We start from the raw sequence: 15,331 nt of genomic DNA, 5'->3' as shown, positions 1-15,331 counted from the left end.
CGACCTGCGAGGGCGTTGTTCGGGTCGACACTTCGGTCCGTAGAGCACCTGCCGCCTCGATATGGCTGAGCGCTCTCGGTCAGTGAGCCGGGGCAGCGGCGGGTGGCTTGTGCCGCAGGTTCTCCCCCTGCATCAGCGTCCCGGCAATGGCTGCTGGATTGTGGTATCAGGATCGGCGTCGGCCGGTCCGGCCGCGATCACGGTGTCGAGGATGCCTTGTGACGCCTGCAGTTGCTCGATCGAGTGGGTGATGCGCTCGCGTTCTCGGCGCAGCTGCGCCACCAGGTCGGAGCACACGGGCGCGAGGTTCGGGCCGTCGTCGCGGACGCATGGCAGGACCTGGGCGATGGTGGCGGTCGACAGACCGGCTGCGAGCAGGGTGCGGATGCGCCGGACCGTGTTCACGTCCGCGTCGCTGTAGACCCGGTAGCCGCTCGGCAGTCTCATCGGCGCCAACAGTTCGTGCTCCTCGTAGTAGCGCAGCAGCCGTTCGCTCACTCCGGTGCGGCGGACCATTTCCCCGATGCGCATGTGACCTCTACCTCGCCGCATTGACTCTCACACTGATGTGAGACTTTAGCGTAGCGGTCATGATCGAGGAAACCACGTCCACTGTTCTGCCCACCTCCAGCCTCGGCCGCGTCGTGCGCGGCAGCGGTCCGGGCCTGCTGCTCGCCCATGGCGCCGGCGGTGGCATCGACGCCAACTATGGCCCCATCATGGGCACGCTGGCCGCGCAGCACACTGTCGTCGGCCCGGACTATCCCGGTACCGGTCGCACCGAGCGCGCCGATGCACCGCTCACCCTGGACGCTTTGGCCGACGAGCTGGTCGCCGCCGCCGTCGAGGAGGGCGTGGAGACCTTCGCCATCGCCGGGTACTCGCTGGGCAGTCCGGTCGCCATCCGTGCCGCCACCCGCCACCCCGACCGCGTCACCGCCCTGGTCCTCACCGCGGGCTTCGTCTATCCCAACCCGCGGTTGCTGCTGGCGGCTCGGCTCTGGCGCGACCTGCTGCGCGCTGGCGATCTGGAGCACCTGGCCGCCTTCATATCCCTGATCGGCTTCAGCGCACCGGCTTTGGACGTCATCGCCCAGGACGACCTCGACACGTCCATCGAGACCATTGCGGCCACGATTCCGCCCGGCACGCCGGAGCATCTCGATCTGCTCATCGACCACGTCGACGTCCGGGCCGACCTCGACGCGCTCGCGGTGCCGACCCTCGTCATCTCCACCACGCTCGATCAGCTCGTCACGCCACACCATCACCGCCAACTCGCCGACGCTATCCCCGGCGCGCGCTACGCGGAGATCGCCACCGGGCATCTCCCCTTCATCGAGCGGCCCGAGGAGTGGGCGGTCCTCATCCGCGACTTCCTCCGCGACAGCCGTCCTTGATTCCGGCACTCAGGTCGGCGGCAGTCCCACCCTGCCGGATTGCCGCCGACTTCCTCGACAGGGCCGTCCGGGCCCAGGTGTACGGCAACAACGGCCTCGCCGCTGCCCCAGGCCCGTGGACGCACCGGCCGACCGGAAATCCGAACCCGGTGCGCGACAGGTGCAGCGGGGCTCGACATTACGACGAGCGAGGCGAGCGCTGTCACACCGTCGAGCTCATCGCCGCGGAGTTCGACGCTACCCGCCCCACTATTACCGGCACCTCGGCAAGTAGGGCGGTCACCAGTGGTCAGGCGGGTTCGATGCGGGCGGGGACGTGTTTGTGCCATGGGGTGCCTGCGATGGCGTCGCGCCAGGTGAGGTCGGTGAGTTCGTTGGCGGCGACGCCGGTGCGCCGGGTGCCGTTGCCTGCGGGCAGGTCCAGGCCGAGGCCGTTGGGCAGGGAGGCGTGGCCGGGTTGCATGCGGTCGTTGGTTTCCACGGTGGCCACGGCGCTGCCGCGGCGGGTGGTGATGCGGGCGCGGTCGCCGGTGGCCAGGCCGAGGCGGGCGGCGTCGCCGGGGTTGATCCGTAGTGCGCCTTCGGGGTCGCGGCGTCGCCAGGTGTCGTCGCGGAAGATGGTGTTGGCGGTGAAGGAGCGGCGCTCCCCCGCTGCGAGGACGAAGGGGAATTCGGTGGTGGTGTGGGTGGCGGGTGTGGTGGCGAGTTCGCGCAGGGTGTGCAGGAGTTCGGGGATGGCCAGCGGGATGCGTTTGTCGGGGTGTGGGAGGTAGTCCCAGGCGTGCTCGTAGTCGTCGAGGGTGAAGGTGATTCCGGAGCGGCCGGTGAGGATGGCGTCGAAGAGTGCGTCGGCGTCGCGGTGTCCGGCGCGGCGCATCGCGGCCGGGTAGACCTTGGCGACGCGCTGGGCCAGTGCCCACAGGACGGCCGCGGAGCGGGCGTTGTCGGGCAGGGTGGGGCCGAGGGTTTCGTACAGCAGGTGGGGGGCCAGGCCGCCGAGGGATTTGTCGGTGGCCAGGAGTGCGGCGAAGGTCCAGGCGTAGGGGCGTCGTCCGAGTTTCGCGGCGGTGCGGAGCAGGGCGAGTTTTCCGCGGCCGACGGCGCCGAGTTCGCGCAGCAGCCGGGCGTAGATCTCGGGTTCGGGCAGGGTGCCCGGTAGTGGGTCGAGGACGGGGGCGCGCAGGTGGAAGGTGTTGTGCGGGAATTCGAGGTTGAAGAAGGTGGCTTCCCATTTCTCGAATTGGCTGGCGGCGGGGAGGACGTAGTCGGCGTGGCGCGCGGTTTCGGTGAGGGCGATGTCGATGACGACGACCAGGTCGAGGGCGTGGAGTGCTTCGCGGAATGCGGTGGAGTCGGCCAGTGAGTGGGCGGGGTTGGCGGATTCGATGATCATCGCGCGGAACCGGTCGGGGTGGTCGGTGCGGATTTCTTCGGCGATGGTGTTGCAGGGCAGCATGCCGCCGAGGATGGGTGCGCCGGTGACGGGGCTGCGTTTGATCTGGCGGCTGTAGCCGGCCAGCGGTGCCATCCACGAATGTGGTTGCATGGCGCCTGGTTTGGCGAAGTTGCCGGTGAGCAGCCACAGCAGTTTGTTCAGGTAGGAGATGAGGGTGCTGTTGGGGCTCTGCTGGACGCCGAGGTCTTCGTAGGTGGCGACGCTGGCGGCGGTGGCGATGCGGTGGGCGGTGCTGCGCAGCAGGTCTTCGGGGATGCCGCAGATGTCGGCGTAGGCGGGGATGTCGATGTGGGTGAGGTCGGCGCGGACGGTGTCGGATCCGGTGGTGTGTTCGGTGAGGAAGGCGTGGTCGAGCAGGTCGTCGCGGACGAGGATCGCGAGCAGGGCGGCCAGGCACCAGGCGTCGGTGCCGGGACGTACTTGCAGGTGGATGTCGGCGAGGTCGGCGGTTTCGGTGCGCACCGGGTCGATGACGATCATGGTGCGGGCGGGGTCTTTGGCGATCTGTTGCAGGATGGTGCGGGCGCGGGGGACGCCGTGGGACTGCCAGGGGTTCTTGCCGAGGAATATCGAGACTTCGGCGTGTTCGAAGTCGCCGGTGGTGTGGCTGCCGGTGAGGTGGGCGTCGACCCATCCTTCGCCGGTTTTCTCTTGGGCGAGGGCGCTGGAGCGGTAGCGGCTGCCGAGGGCGCGGCGCAGGGCGGTGCTGTAGGCGCCGCCGAGGTGGTTGTCCTGTCCCCCGCCGCCGTAGTAGAAGATCTTGTCGCCGCCGTAGGTGTCCTTGACTGCGGTGAGGCGGGCGGCGACCTCGGAAATAGCTGTGTCCCAGTCTATTTCGGTGAATGTGCCGTCCGGTTCGCGGCGTAGCGGGGTGGTGAGCCTGGTTCCGCCGTTCTGGTAGTGGTCCAGGCGCAGCGCCTTGTTGCAGGTGTAGCCGGCGGAGGCGACGTGGTCTTTGTCGCCGCGGATCTTGGCGAAGCGGCGGTCCTCGAGCTGGATGAGCAGTCCGCAGTTGTTCTCGCACAGGATGCAGGCGGTCTTGTGCCACGCTCCGGTGGCCGTGGGGGTGCTCATTCGCTCACCTGGTCGACGCGGGTGCCGTCCAGCCATGGTTGCGGGTCGGCGAGGAAGGGGGTGTCGGCGAGCCGGTCGAGGTCTTCGAAGAAGGCTTTGGTGGTGCGCGCGGCCGCGGCGGTGGTGCCGACGGAGACGAATCCGGCCTGTTCGGCGTCCAGGCCGCGGGAGAGGGATTTGTCGGGGCCGAAGTAGACGGCGCGTTTGAGTTCGGCGACGACGACCGGGTTGCGTGCGGCGAGCCGTGCGGCGGTGGCCTGGGTTTCGGTGAGCAGGTCCTCGGCGGGCAGGACGCGGTGGACCAGGCCGAGGCGCAGCGCTTCGCGGGCGGTGAACGGTGTGCCTTCGAGGGTGACCTCGATGGCTTTGGCGGCGCCGAGCAGGCGGGTGAGGCGTTGGGTGCCGCCGCCGCCGGGGATGAGGTTGGCCAGGGTCTCGATCTGGCCGAGGCGCACGTGGTCGGCGTCGGCGGCGTAGCGCAGGTCGCAGGCGAGGGCGATCTCGTGGCCGCCGCCGAGCGCGGGGCCGTTGATGGCGGCGAGGTAGGCGACGCCGGAGCGGTTCATCCGCAGGGTGGTGCGTTTCCAGCGGTGGCCCCAGACCAGGCCGGCGCCGAGGCCTCCGCCGTGGCGTTCGACGAGGTGGGTGGCGCCGGGCACGCGCAGCGCGGCCGCCGCGGCGCGCAGGAACGGCGCTGCGGCGCGGGCGGGGACGAAGGGGTGTGGTCGTTCGATCATGCCGCTGAGGGCGGCCGGGTCGGCGTGGGTGAGGAAGCGGCCGGGTAGTCCTCCGGTGAGCACGACCGCGCCGACCGTGTCGTCGGTGTCGACGGCGGCGGTGAGGGTGTCGAGGTCGCGGACGACCGCGGTGGTGACGAAGTTCAGCGGTGGTGCGACGACGCGCGCGGTGAGTACGCGCCCGGTGTGTTCGAGTTGGATGGTTTCCAGGTGCAGATCGGCGGCGGGCATCGCGGCTCCTTCGGTGCGCATGTCAGCGGTCGGAAGGCGAGACTGTGTCCGCGCGAAAGTGATTCGGGGGTGGCGCGGCCTGTTCCCGACTATGGCATTCACCATAATGGGTGTGTCAAGGGCTGACGCGTTGCGTGGCGGGAGCTTCAGCTCGCGGCGGGCATCAGCTCGCGCAACGTGGCGACCGCGTCGTCGAGCGGTGTGATGTCGCGGTGGACGCGGCTGAGCGCGATGGCGCCCTCGAACGCGGCCACCGTCAGTGTGGCCAGGCGGTCCGCGCGGTCGGCCGGTACGTCGTGGCGGGTCAGCATCCCGGTGAGCGCCTGCTGCCAGCGCCGGAAGATCTCCGCGGCGAGATGGGCGAACTCCGGGGCCTCGTCGTTGGTTTCGACGGCGACGGCGAAGATCGGGCAGCCGGCCCGGAAATCGCTGTCGAGCAGGGTGCGCCGCCACATCGCGGCGAAGCGGTCCAGCGCGGTGGCGGGTTCGTCGTCTCTGGCAAGGCGCTCGATGTAGTCCGACATCAGCTCCCCCGCCGTGCTGACCGCGTCGGTGATCAGTTCGGTGCGTCCGCCGGGGAAGTGGTGGTAGACCGAGCCGCGTGGCGCGCCGGTGGCGGCCAGGACCCGGTCGACGCTGGTGGCGCTGGCGCCGTGCACGCGAAGGGAATCGATCGCGCCGTCGATCATGCGCTGCCGTGCTTCGCCCCTGGGTGGACGTGGGGTCTGGGCGTTGCGGGATCGACGTGTCGTTGCCATACCGCCATACTATGGCGCCTGCCATAGAAGGTGCTGTCGTCGCGGACCGGCTCAGCCGGCCCGCGACGACGAGCAGCGGTCACGCGGTGGGCTTGTGCACCCGCGTGTCGTGGAATTCCAGCAGCGCCGCGAGAGTCTGCTCGGGTGCTTCCAGCTGCGGGTAGTGGCCGATCCTCGGCAACTCCACCACGTCCGGGTCGGTGATCAGCTCGCGGTAGCGGCGCACCATGTGCCCACCGGACACGGGGTCGGCCGTTCCGTCGACCAGCCGGACCGGAACCTGGGCCTGCTGCAGGGCGCCCACCCAGCGCTGCCGGTGCTTGCGGCGCTCAGCCATATAGCGGATCAGTTTGTGGCCGTTGCGTTTACCGTGCTTGCTGCACCACAGCAGCCAGAACTGGTGGAGTTCGGCGTCGGCGGGTTTCGAGTCGGGCCCGAACACCGCGGCCAGGCTGCGGTGGAAGGTCTGCTCGGTGCCCAGTACGCCGACGAGCGGGCCGAGCGGGCTCGCCAGCAGCCGCTGCACCAGGCGCGGGCGGTGTGCCTCGGGGAACAGGCCGCCGTTGAGCAGGAACACCGATTCGACCGTCAGTGATTCGTCGCCGGCGGCGCGGCGTTCGGCGTCGCGGGCCAGCAGTTCTTGGGCGACGGTGTCGCCGTAGTCGTGGGCGAGGATGTGGTACCGGCTGATGCCCTGTTCGCGCAGCAGGTTCTCGTGGATGTCGGCTTGGTCGGCGATGCCGTAGTCGTAGTGGCGTGGTTTCGCCGACCAGCCGAAACCGATCATGTCCGGTGCGATCACCCGGGCGAATCGCTCGCACAGGCCGGGCCAGATCCGATGCCAGTCCCAGGACGCGGTGGGAAATCCGTGGATGCACACCAGCGTCCCGTCGGCGCCACCGCCTCCGTCGCGCCAGAAGATCTGGTGGCCGCGATGAGTGTGGCGTCGTCCGTTCGCCCGCCAGGACGCGAACTCCTCCATGTTCTACCTCCTTGTCGTCGACAAGCATGGCGCGTGATTGCGCCGGGCACAGTAGTTCGGTCGACCGCGCACGTGTCATCTACCGCGCGGGCCGTTTGCCGATCGTGCGCTCTGCGAGAATTCCACCGTGGATGTCGCGATCGGCCTGGTTGTTCTCGTCGCGTCGGCGGCCGCCTTGGCGGCGCTGGCGCGTCGGTTCGGGGTCTCCGAACCGTTGGTGCTGACGGTGGGCGGGGTGGCGGCGTCGTATCTGCCGTTCGTGCCGGAGATCCACCTGGAGCCGGAGATCATTCTGCTCGGTTTCCTGCCTCCTTTGCTGTATACCGCCGCAATCCGCACGTCGCTGGTGGATTTCCGGGCGAATGTGCGCACGATCGCGTTGCTTTCGGTCGGTTTGGTCCTGTTCACGACGTTCGCCGTGGCGGTGGTGGTGTGGTGGCTGCTGAAGGTGCCGTTCCCGGTCGCCGTCGCGTTGGGCGCGGTGGTGGCTCCGCCGGACGCGGTGGCCGCGACGGCGGTGGCGCGGCGGATCGGGATGCCGCGGCGGATCGTGACGATCCTCGAGGACGAGTCGCTGTTCAACGACGCGACCGCGCTGGTGGCGTTGCGTACCGCGCTGGCCGCCACGATGGGCGCGGTGTCGGTGTGGGAGGCCGGTGCGGACTTCCTGCTGGCGGCCGGTGGTGGCGCGGCGATCGGGATCGTGGTGGCGTACGTGCTGGCGATGCTGCGCCGCCGCATCACCGATCCGGTCATGGACACCACGTTGTCGTTCCTCGCGCCGTTCGCGGCGTATCTGCCCGCCGAGGGCATTCACGCCTCGGGAGTGATCGCGGTGGTCACCTGCGGCATGATCCTCGGCCACAACGCGCCGGCCTGGCAGAGCGCCGCGTCCCGGATCGCCGAGCGCATCAACTGGCGCACGATTCAGTTCATCCTGGAAAGTGCCGTGTTCGTCCTGATCGGGCTGCAGGTTCGCGCGATCGTGGAGGGTGCGTGGCACAGCGATCTCGATCACGTCACCCTGGTGTTGACGGCGCTGGCGGTGCTGGCCGCGACGATGCTGGCGCGTCCGATCTGGGTCTTCGGCTCGGCGCTGTTGTCGCGCAGTCTCGGCAACGGCGAGGCGGTGCCGGTGCGGCATCTGGTGGTGGTGTCCTGGGCGGGGATGCGGGGTGTGGTGACGCTGGCGGCGGTGCTGCTGCTACCGCAGGACACCGCGCAGTTGGCCGTGCTGAAACTGCTGGCGCTGGTGGTGGTGGGCGGAACGCTGCTGCTGCAAGGGACGTCGCTGCCGTGGCTGGTGCGATGGCTGCGGTTGCGTGCGCCCAGCCGCGCCGAGGATGCGCTGCAGAAGGCCAACCTGTTGCAGCAGGCCACCGCGGCCGGTCTGGCGGCACTCGAGCAGCAGGTCACGCCGGACACTCCGGACACAGTGGTGCAGACGTTGCGCGATCGGGTCCTGTGGAAGGCCAACGCCGCCTGGGAGCGGCTCGGGCGGGCGGAGTCGGAACTGGTGACACCCACCGCGGAATACCGGCGGCTGCGGTTGGCGATGTTGCGCGCCGAACGGGAAACGGTGTTGCGTGTGCGGGATTCGGGCACCGTCGACTACGAGATCCTGCAACACGTGCTGGCGCAGTTGGATCTGGAAGAGTCGATCATCGACCGCTTCGACGAGGCCGAGGAGGAGCGTGTCGAACCGCTGGCCGTCCCGGTGGCCGACGACGTCTGCGCGCATCTGCGGGACGCGCCGCTGGTGCGTGCGCACGCCGGGCCCGACGAATGCGCCGAATGCCTCGCCGAAGGGCTGGCGTGGGTGCATCTGCGGATGTGCCTGTCGTGCGGGCATGTCGCCTGCTGCGACTCTTCGCCGGGCAATCACGCGAGCAAGCATTACGCCGGAAGCGGCCATGCGGTGATGCGCAGTGTGGAACCGGGTGAGGCGTGGCGCTGGTGTTTCGTCGACGAACTGCTCGGGTAGCGGTGCGGATTCAGCGCTGGGCGTGGGAGTAGATCAGTCGCGCGTATTCGGCCAGCAGCCGGTCCAGTGACAGGTTCTCCCCGCCCGCGGCGATCTGCTGGTAGCCGACGAGCATCGCCATGCCCAGTGAGGTGACCACGGCGGCGGTGTCGTCGTCTCCGACGATCCCTTTGACCGCCTTGTGCACGGTGCGCCTGCGGGATTCGTCGACGCGTTTGAGGGCGAGGTTGACCGATTCGTCGTTGGCCGCCCAGGCGCGGATCGCGGCTTCGGCGGCGTGATGCAGCCCGGCGGCGAGGTCGGACATCGCGCGGATGTCGTCGTCGGGGTTGCCCTTGTTGAACGGCATGGTGCCCAGGATGCGCACCTGGCGGTTCTCCCAGTGCTCGAGCAGGGCGTCGACGAATCCCTGCCAGCTGCCGAAGTGGTGGTAGAACGACCCGCTGGTGACGCCGAGCTGCCGGCACAGCACACCGATGTTGAGACCCTTGAAGCCGAGTTCGGCGAGCACTGCCAAGCCGGTGTCGAAGTACTGCTCCTTGGTGACCACTCGTGACATACGTGCGCCGTTCTCTTCGTTCGGTCAGGGGGGAGGGACCGAACAGTACCCCATCGTAGCGTCGGCCGGACCGAGCTCGGGAAGTACCGATGCGTACCCCCAGAGAACGCTCCGGTACCTGTTACCTGCTGCAATACGTAGGGCTCATGACCGATCGGACAGTCGACATCGTCGAGGCCACCGCCGCCGAAGGCGCCGTCACCGAGACCGCCCTCGCCCCGCTGGGCGGCAGGGATCCCGGCATCCCTCGGCGCGATCGAGAACACCGTGTACGTCACCACCTTCGCGGCGCTGACCATCTAAAGAATTCGGTCGCCACTTCCGGGTGAATTTCCGAGAAATCGCTGCAGGCCAAGAAAATTCACTTCGCCCGGGTGTCCGGGTGTCACGATCTGCGACGCCGGATTCCTTTCCGGACCGGTGATCGGAGCGGCGGCAAAACGCACTCCGATCAGCGGAATAATGCATTTGTCGAACGGAGAGGCCTGAGCCCAGTTCGGGCAAGGTGGGACGGCGACGGTGCGGGGCCCGGCGCTACAAATGAACCCCGGGACGGGCACCGCTGCACATATAGGGCTGCCCTGAGTATTCATTCGCCGTTCACGAGAAAGACGGTCGCGTCGTCCACGCTGCTGACTTCATGTTTCCGACGAATATGGAGTGTGATCGTGGAATTGCTGACGGTTCTCGCCGACCTTCTGACGGCGGTGTTCCAAGCCGGTAGCGGCAGCGCGGGCTGATTCGCACCCGCGCAGATGAAGCTGCGGCGGGCGCCGATCGCGGCCGAATACGCCGAACAGACCGCGCTGCTCTACGCCGAGGGCCTTGCCCGGACCGTGCACGAACCGCAGCCGCGGGACGTGCGTGTCGCAGGCGCGGACGCGCTCACAGCGGGAACGTGAGTCGCTGCGGCCGCACGTAGTCGGCGGGGTCGTGCAGTGCGCGCAGTTCCGGTCGGTGCGCCGCGGCGATTTTGTTCAGCTCCGCGCGCAGCGGTGGGTCGTAGTTCGCCGCGCTGGCGGTGAGTCCGGGTAGCCAGTTGTCGTGATGGGACGGGACGAACACTGCCGGGGTGAGGGCCTGGATGTAGGTGCGGGGGTCGCGCAGGCCGTTGCTGATCTGGTTGTAGCCCTGCACCGCGCCGATCTGCACGTCGGTGGCCGGTAGCGCGGCCAGCACGTCGAACACGTGCGGTGCGCGCTCGGTGAGCGGCCCGGTCGAGTCGTGCCAGACGAGGCAGAAACCGGGAACCCGGAACTGATACAGCAGCACCCCGCCCTCGGGGTCGCGCAGTCGCGGCAATCCTTGCAGCAGTCCGCTCAGCGTCGGCGGGTGCGCGAGCACGACGCCCGGTTCCGGGCGGGGGAAGAAGCGGGGTGATCGGCTGACCGGGTCGGGTGGGGTGCGTGCGGAGTGCAGATGCCGGATGACGGTCACCTCGACCGTGCCGACGGTGCAGTCCGCGCGGGCGCCGATCGCGGTGTCCGCGTCACCGTGATGAACGGTGGGGAACGCCGCGTCGGTGAGCTGCGCGGTGATCGCCGCGCAGTGTTCGGCGGTGCCGTGCACGGTGGCGCCGCTGGCCTGCGCGATCCGGCCCGCGTCACCGGCATGGTCGAAATGTCCGTGACCGATGAAGATCGCCGCGGGCGCCAGGTCCACCAGCTCCTGCGGTGTCGCCGGGACGTAGCCGGTGCTGGTCAGCCGCGGCACCCACGCGTCGAGCAGGAACACCGAACCGCCGATGGCCATCGCGTAGGTGGTGCAGCCCACCCAGGACAGCACGACCCGGTCCGTGCGCAGCGCGCCGGTGGCGGCGTCGACGGTGTCGGCGCCGAAGAAACGCCTGCGTGCCGCGATCGTCCGCGGATCGCCGGCATCGGCGGCGGGCCGCAATCGTCCGGCCGCGAGGGCTGCCAGTTTGCCGCCGGAACCCCACAGGTCCGGACCGGGGAGCTTGCACACGCCGCTACCCCATCACGCGCAGCGGATACGGGGCAAGAGGTGGGCGGCTACAAGCGGATGCCGAGCAGCGCGTCGACGGCGGTGGCGATCAGCACGGGCGAGTCGGTGTCCTGTCCGCCGTAGTCGAGGGCTTGGCGGGCCCAGTTGTCGACAGCGTCGAGGGCTTTGGGGGTGTCCAGGTCGTCGGCCAGGTGCTGGCGCAGGCGGGCGACGGTGTCGGTGGCCGAGGGTCCTGCCTGTAGTGCGGCGGCTTCGCGCCACAGCTCCAGGCGCCGCTGCGCCTGCTCGAGCTGCGCATCGGTCCACATCCGGTCCTGGCGGTAGTGGCCGGCCAGCAGTCCGAGACGGATGGCGGCCGGGTCGACGCCCTGGCGGCGCAAGGCCGAGACCAGCACGAGGTTGCCGCGCGACTTCGACATCTTCTCCCCGTCCAGCCCGATCAGGCCGGCGTGCACGTAGTGGCGGGCGAAGCGGCGGCCTGCGATCAGCGACTCGGCGTGCGCGGCGGAGTATTCGTGGTGGGGGTAGATGAGGTCGCTGCCGCCGCCCTGGATGTCGAACTCCGGGCCGATGCGGTTCAACGCGATCGCCGAACACTCGATGTGCCAGCCGGGGCGGCCCGCGCCGAACGGGGCCGGCCAGGACGGCTCGCCGGGACGCGCGGAGCGCCACAGCAGTGCGTCGATGCTGTCGCGTTTGCCGGGACGGTCCGGGTCGCCGCCGCGTTCGGCGAACAGCCGCTCCATGGTGGCGCGGTCGTAGCCGGATTCGTAGCCGAACTGTTCGGTGGCGTCGGCGCGGAAGTAGACGTCGGGGTAGTCGGCGTCCTCGACGATGTAGGCCGCGCCGGAGGCCAGCAGTTTCTGCACGAACTCGACGACCTCGTCGACGGATTCGATGGCGCCGACGTAGTCGCGTGGCGGCACGATCCGCAGCGCGGACATGTCTTCGCGGAACAGTTCGGTCTCCGCGGCGCCCAGATCACGCCAGTCCACGCCGTCGCGGGCCGCGCGTTCGAACAGCGGATCGTCGACGTCGGTGACGTTCTGCACGTAGTGCACCTCGTGTCCTGCGTCGCGCCACAGCCGGTTGACCAGGTCGAAGGTCAGGTAGGTGGCGGCGTGCCCGAGATGAGTGGCGTCATAGGGCGTGATGCCGCAGACGTACATGGTGGCGGTCGCGCCGGGGGTGACCGGACGGACCTGACGGTCGGCGGTGTCGTACAACCGCAACGGCGGTCCTGCTCCAGGGACGGTCGGGAGGGCGGTATCGGACCAGGACTGCATGCTTACGAGGGTAAAGGTGTGGTGGGGATCATCCGCCCCCGGCCCGGTGCCCTCGCCCGCCGCGCTGTTCGCCCAGCCCGCCGCGACCTGGGTCTTCCAGCAAATCGTGGGATGTCAATAATTCGGTTTTCGCTGAATCGGCTGAATCAGCCGCCGGTGCGGCGGGTGGGATCGGCGATCGTGTTGGGTGTGATCGCGAACGTTCCGTCCAGATCGGGGATGTCGGGGTCGGTGTCGGCCAGCGCGATCTGGGTGAATTCGCCGCGCGCGACGTCGAACTCGAGTTCGTGATAGGCGACCGTATCGCCCCAGTCCGGGGAAGGCAACGAGATGAACCGCATGGTGAACCGCCCGGAGTCCACCGAGCCCTCGGTGAGCACGTAGACCCCGAAGTGGTTCTCCCCCTCCGAGCGCAGCCAGTAGACGCCGTTGTCGTAGAGGTGCAGGTCGGTGTCGGGATAGGGCTTCTTGTCATAGAGGTGCACGTAGTGCAACGCGATGCGGTAGGTGGGCGCGCCGATGACGATCCGCACCGTCGGTGCCGCGGGGTCTCCGGGGGCGTGGGTCATCGCGTCCTCCTCGTCGTCGCGCCGAGCGTTCCGAGCTTCCACTGTGCCCGCGATCGCTCGGCGCGGCATCGGCTGTGGTCGCGCTCAGAACGCGGGCCACGGGATGGGGCGCGCGGTGCGCGGCAGCGGCATCACCGGCTCGTCGAGCAGCTGCTGGGTGCGCTCGATCAACGCCTCGATCTCGGCGTCGGTGATGTGCCTGCTGAGCGTGTCGGCGAACGCGCCGGGCAGCTGCTTGGCGAACGCGGTGACATCCGCGATCAGCCCGTCGCCGATGGGTTGACCGGCCCAGCCCCACAGCACCGTGCGCAGTTTGTGGTCGGTGTGCAAGCAGATGCCGTGGTCGACGCCGTAGACCTGCCCGTCGAGTCCTTCCAGCGCGTGCCCGCCCTTGCGGTCGGCGTTGTTGAGCAGTACGTCCAGCACCGCCACCCGTTGCAGCCGCGGATCGTCGGCGTGGATCAGGGACACTTCGTTGCCCATGTCGTCCACCGCGCGCAGCACCTCACAGAACCCCTCGGGCACCGCTCCGGCGGGGCACAGATCGATCAGGTCGAGCCGGTTGCCGCGGTCGGTGTGGTTGTCCACGCCCACAACCCAGCGCTGCACCATGCCGGGGCCGAAAGGGCCCTCGCGCACAATGGTTTCGGGGATCACGCCCCAGCCGACTGCTTCGGAGATCAGGTACGAGGCCACCTCACGCCCGGCCAGGGTGCCGTCGGGGAAGTCCCACAGCGGTCGTTCGCCGCGGATCGGTTTGTAGACCACCCGCAGCGGCGCGTCGTCGGTGGCGGGGCCGCGCACGTCGCAGACCAGGGTCACGTTGCTGGCGGTGTTCACCCGCCCGATCACCGTCAGCTCGCCGCTGTGGAATCCGTCCCTGGTCTCGGCCACCGAATCACTCCTCTAGTTCGGCCGCGCCGAAGATGTCGCCGCGCTTGTAGCCGTTGGTTCGCACGCACATGTGCCCGCGCGCCGACAGCGGTTCGCCGCACAGCGGGCACGGCGGGCGGCCTGCCGCGATCACCCGGGTGGAGCGCAGCGCGAATTCCCGGGCCTGGATCGGAGTGAGGAACACTCGCACCGCGTCGGGGCCTTCTTCGGTGTCGTCGAGCACCACCGACTCGTCGACCTCGGTCTCGGTGATCGCCAGCAGCTCCACCACCACCGCGCCCGCGTCGGCGTCCCAGCCCAGGCCCATGGTGCCGACCCGGAATTCCGCGTCGATCGGGGTGACCAGCGGCGCGTTGTCGCTGACATCCTCCGCCTGTGGGGGCACTTCCGCGCCGAAACGGCGCGCGACCTCGTCCAGCAGCAGACCCATCCGGTCGGCGAGCACCTTCACCTGCTGCTTCTCCAGCAGCACGCTGACCACGCGCGGTTCCTGCACGGCCTGCAGGTAGAACGCGCGATCGCCCGGCTCACCGACGGTCCCGGCGACGAAACGATCGGGGGTGCGGAATACATGGATTGCGCGTGACACATGCACCTCCTGATACGTGACCCTGATCGACTACCCGCGGCGCGGGGATTCCATACAACGACCGCTCGGTTGTTTACAAGGAATCTCGGCGCTCCGCATTCCCATTATCCGCACTTCCGGTATTGCCGAGCTCACCACCGGGAACAGGCCCGGAGGCCTCGGGGCCCGGCGCCGCCGAGCCGGCGGCGGGGCGTTGCCCGCCGGATGCGGCGAGGGCGGACAGGTCGGCTCCGGTGTCGTTGAGCCGCCACACGTAGGGCGCGGTCGGGGTGTAGCGCACGACGCTGATCGAGGCGGGCTCGACGACGATCCGCTGGAAACCGTCGAGATGGATGCCCAGCGCGTCGGCCAGGATCGACTTGATCACGTCCCCGTGCGTGCACGCCACCCACAACGCGTCGTGGCCGTGCTGCTCGGCGAGGGCGCGGTCGTGGTCCCGGATGGCGGCCACCGCGCGTACCTGCACCTGCGCCAAACCCTCACCGGCGGGGAACACCGCGCCGGAGGCGTGCCGCTGCACGACCTTCCACAGCGGTTCCTCCACCAGTTCCGCGATCGGGCGGCCGGTCCACTCGCCGTAGTCCACCTCGAGCAGGCGGTCGTCGAAAACTGGCTCCAGCCCGAACTTTTCGGCCAGCGGGGCGACCGTGCGCTGACAGCGCAGCAGCGGGGAGTGCACGATCCGTTCGATCGGCAGCCCGGCCAGTCGTTCGGCCACGGTCCTCGCCTGCTCCTCGCCGCGCTCGGTGAGCTCGACGCCGGTGCTGCGACCGGCCAGGGTGCGGGCGGTGTTCGAGGTCGACACACCGTGCCGCAGCAGGATCACCGTCATGCGGCCAGCCTAGCG

16 protein-coding genes are annotated in these 15,331 nt (G+C 69.2%); 4 read left to right on the top strand and 12 right to left on the bottom strand.

From position 1 onward, the window contains the following. Positions 1–132: 132 nt before the first annotated feature. Complete coding sequence (locus ON19_RS15600) at positions 133–531, bottom strand: MerR family transcriptional regulator (RefSeq protein ID WP_043692178.1); 399 nt, start codon at positions 529–531, stop codon at positions 133–135. A 59-nt stretch (positions 532–590) separates the two neighbouring features. Between ON19_RS15600 and ON19_RS15595 the strand changes: the two genes are divergently transcribed. Next, positions 591–1,400 carry an alpha/beta fold hydrolase gene (locus ON19_RS15595; protein ID WP_043692175.1) on the top strand — a complete coding sequence of 270 codons (810 nt, stop codon included), beginning with the start codon at positions 591–593 and terminating at the stop codon, positions 1,398–1,400. Positions 1,401–1,689: 289 nt separating this feature from the next. Here ON19_RS15595 and ON19_RS15590 read toward each other — a convergent pair whose 3' ends face one another. From ON19_RS15590 to ON19_RS15575, 4 genes are all read right to left on the bottom strand, one after another. Further along, positions 1,690–3,930, bottom strand: a complete 2,241-nt coding sequence (locus ON19_RS15590) for a molybdopterin-dependent oxidoreductase (RefSeq protein WP_043692173.1) — start codon at positions 3,928–3,930, stop codon at positions 1,690–1,692. Then, positions 3,927–4,898, bottom strand: coding sequence for an enoyl-CoA hydratase/isomerase family protein (locus tag ON19_RS15585; protein ID WP_043692384.1), 972 nt, complete (start codon positions 4,896–4,898; stop codon positions 3,927–3,929). Before ON19_RS15585 ends, ON19_RS15590 begins: the two co-directional genes overlap by 4 nt. Before the next feature lie 146 nt (positions 4,899–5,044). Next, positions 5,045–5,656, bottom strand: coding sequence for a TetR/AcrR family transcriptional regulator (locus ON19_RS15580; protein WP_227954810.1), 612 nt, complete (start codon positions 5,654–5,656; stop codon positions 5,045–5,047). Between the two features lie 79 nt (positions 5,657–5,735). Then, complete coding sequence (locus ON19_RS15575) at positions 5,736–6,638, bottom strand: alpha/beta fold hydrolase (RefSeq protein ID WP_043692168.1); 903 nt, start codon at positions 6,636–6,638, stop codon at positions 5,736–5,738. A gap of 127 nt (positions 6,639–6,765) precedes the next feature. On the opposite strand from ON19_RS15575, the gene ON19_RS15570 reads away from it, so the two are divergent. Beyond that, a complete protein-coding gene (locus ON19_RS15570; RefSeq protein ID WP_043692164.1) occupies positions 6,766–8,622 on the top strand; it encodes a Na+/H+ antiporter in 1,857 nt (618 codons plus the stop codon). A gap of 10 nt (positions 8,623–8,632) precedes the next feature. On the opposite strand, the gene ON19_RS15565 is transcribed toward ON19_RS15570, so the two are convergent. Next, a complete protein-coding gene (locus ON19_RS15565) occupies positions 8,633–9,181 on the bottom strand; it encodes a TetR/AcrR family transcriptional regulator (protein WP_043692161.1) in 549 nt (182 codons plus the stop codon). A 146-nt stretch (positions 9,182–9,327) separates the two neighbouring features. On the opposite strand from ON19_RS15565, the gene ON19_RS15560 reads away from it, so the two are divergent. Then, complete coding sequence (locus ON19_RS15560) at positions 9,328–9,510, top strand: hypothetical protein (protein ID WP_043692158.1); 183 nt, start codon at positions 9,328–9,330, stop codon at positions 9,508–9,510. A 426-nt stretch (positions 9,511–9,936) separates the two neighbouring features. Then, complete coding sequence (locus tag ON19_RS41920) at positions 9,937–10,083, top strand: hypothetical protein (RefSeq protein ID WP_157229723.1); 147 nt, start codon at positions 9,937–9,939, stop codon at positions 10,081–10,083. Here ON19_RS41920 and ON19_RS15555 read toward each other — a convergent pair. The 6 genes from ON19_RS15555 to ON19_RS15530 all read right to left on the bottom strand — a co-directional run bounded on the left by ON19_RS15555 (position 10,067) and on the right by ON19_RS15530 (position 15,316). Next, the gene (locus ON19_RS15555; RefSeq protein ID WP_157229722.1) at positions 10,067–11,146 is read right to left on the bottom strand and encodes an MBL fold metallo-hydrolase; all 1,080 of its coding nucleotides are present in this window, start codon (positions 11,144–11,146) and stop codon (positions 10,067–10,069) included. The genes ON19_RS41920 and ON19_RS15555 overlap by 17 nt on opposite strands. 47 nt (positions 11,147–11,193) lie before the next feature. Further along, on the bottom strand, positions 11,194–12,432 hold the full coding sequence (gene mshC / locus ON19_RS15550) for a cysteine--1-D-myo-inosityl 2-amino-2-deoxy-alpha-D-glucopyranoside ligase (protein WP_043692156.1): 1,239 nt from the start codon (positions 12,430–12,432) through the stop codon (positions 11,194–11,196). A 146-nt stretch (positions 12,433–12,578) separates the two neighbouring features. Further along, the gene (locus ON19_RS15545) at positions 12,579–13,001 is read right to left on the bottom strand and encodes a hypothetical protein (RefSeq protein WP_043692379.1); all 423 of its coding nucleotides are present in this window, start codon (positions 12,999–13,001) and stop codon (positions 12,579–12,581) included. 84 nt (positions 13,002–13,085) lie between these two features. After that, positions 13,086–13,895 (bottom strand): SCO1664 family protein, encoded by an 810-nt coding sequence (locus ON19_RS15540; protein ID WP_043692153.1) that lies wholly within the window; start codon positions 13,893–13,895, stop codon positions 13,086–13,088. Between the two features lie 4 nt (positions 13,896–13,899). Continuing rightward, positions 13,900–14,484, bottom strand: a complete 585-nt coding sequence (locus ON19_RS15535) for a DUF3090 domain-containing protein (protein ID WP_039798216.1) — start codon at positions 14,482–14,484, stop codon at positions 13,900–13,902. Positions 14,485–14,557: 73 nt separating this feature from the next. Then, a complete protein-coding gene (locus ON19_RS15530; protein WP_043692149.1) occupies positions 14,558–15,316 on the bottom strand; it encodes a histidine phosphatase family protein in 759 nt (252 codons plus the stop codon). Positions 15,317–15,331 lie beyond the last annotated feature (15 nt).

The organism is Nocardia abscessus NBRC 100374, assembly GCF_000308455.1.
Taxonomy (GTDB): Bacteria; Actinomycetota; Actinomycetes; order Mycobacteriales; family Mycobacteriaceae; genus Nocardia; species Nocardia abscessus.
This window is presented reverse-complemented; position numbering and strand designations above follow the sequence as displayed.

Coding starts and splice junctions, on each gene's coding strand:
- ON19_RS15565 (WP_043692161.1), bottom strand. CDS start 9,181: ATGTCACGAGTGGTCACCAAGGAGCAGTACTTCGACACCGGCTTGGCA.
- ON19_RS15590 (WP_043692173.1), bottom strand. CDS start 3,930: ATGAGCACCCCCACGGCCACCGGAGCGTGGCACAAGACCGCCTGCATC.
- ON19_RS15580 (WP_227954810.1), bottom strand. CDS start 5,656: ATGGCAACGACACGTCGATCCCGCAACGCCCAGACCCCACGTCCACCC.
- ON19_RS15560 (WP_043692158.1), top strand. CDS start 9,328: ATGACCGATCGGACAGTCGACATCGTCGAGGCCACCGCCGCCGAAGGC.
- ON19_RS15575 (WP_043692168.1), bottom strand. CDS start 6,638: ATGGAGGAGTTCGCGTCCTGGCGGGCGAACGGACGACGCCACACTCAT.
- ON19_RS15530 (WP_043692149.1), bottom strand. CDS start 15,316: ATGACGGTGATCCTGCTGCGGCACGGTGTGTCGACCTCGAACACCGCC.
- ON19_RS15585 (WP_043692384.1), bottom strand. CDS start 4,898: ATGCCCGCCGCCGATCTGCACCTGGAAACCATCCAACTCGAACACACC.
- ON19_RS15600 (WP_043692178.1), bottom strand. CDS start 531: ATGCGCATCGGGGAAATGGTCCGCCGCACCGGAGTGAGCGAACGGCTG.
- ON19_RS15595 (WP_043692175.1), top strand. CDS start 591: ATGATCGAGGAAACCACGTCCACTGTTCTGCCCACCTCCAGCCTCGGC.
- ON19_RS15545 (WP_043692379.1), bottom strand. CDS start 13,001: ATGACCCACGCCCCCGGAGACCCCGCGGCACCGACGGTGCGGATCGTC.
- ON19_RS41920 (WP_157229723.1), top strand. CDS start 9,937: ATGAAGCTGCGGCGGGCGCCGATCGCGGCCGAATACGCCGAACAGACC.
- mshC (WP_043692156.1), bottom strand. CDS start 12,432: ATGCAGTCCTGGTCCGATACCGCCCTCCCGACCGTCCCTGGAGCAGGA.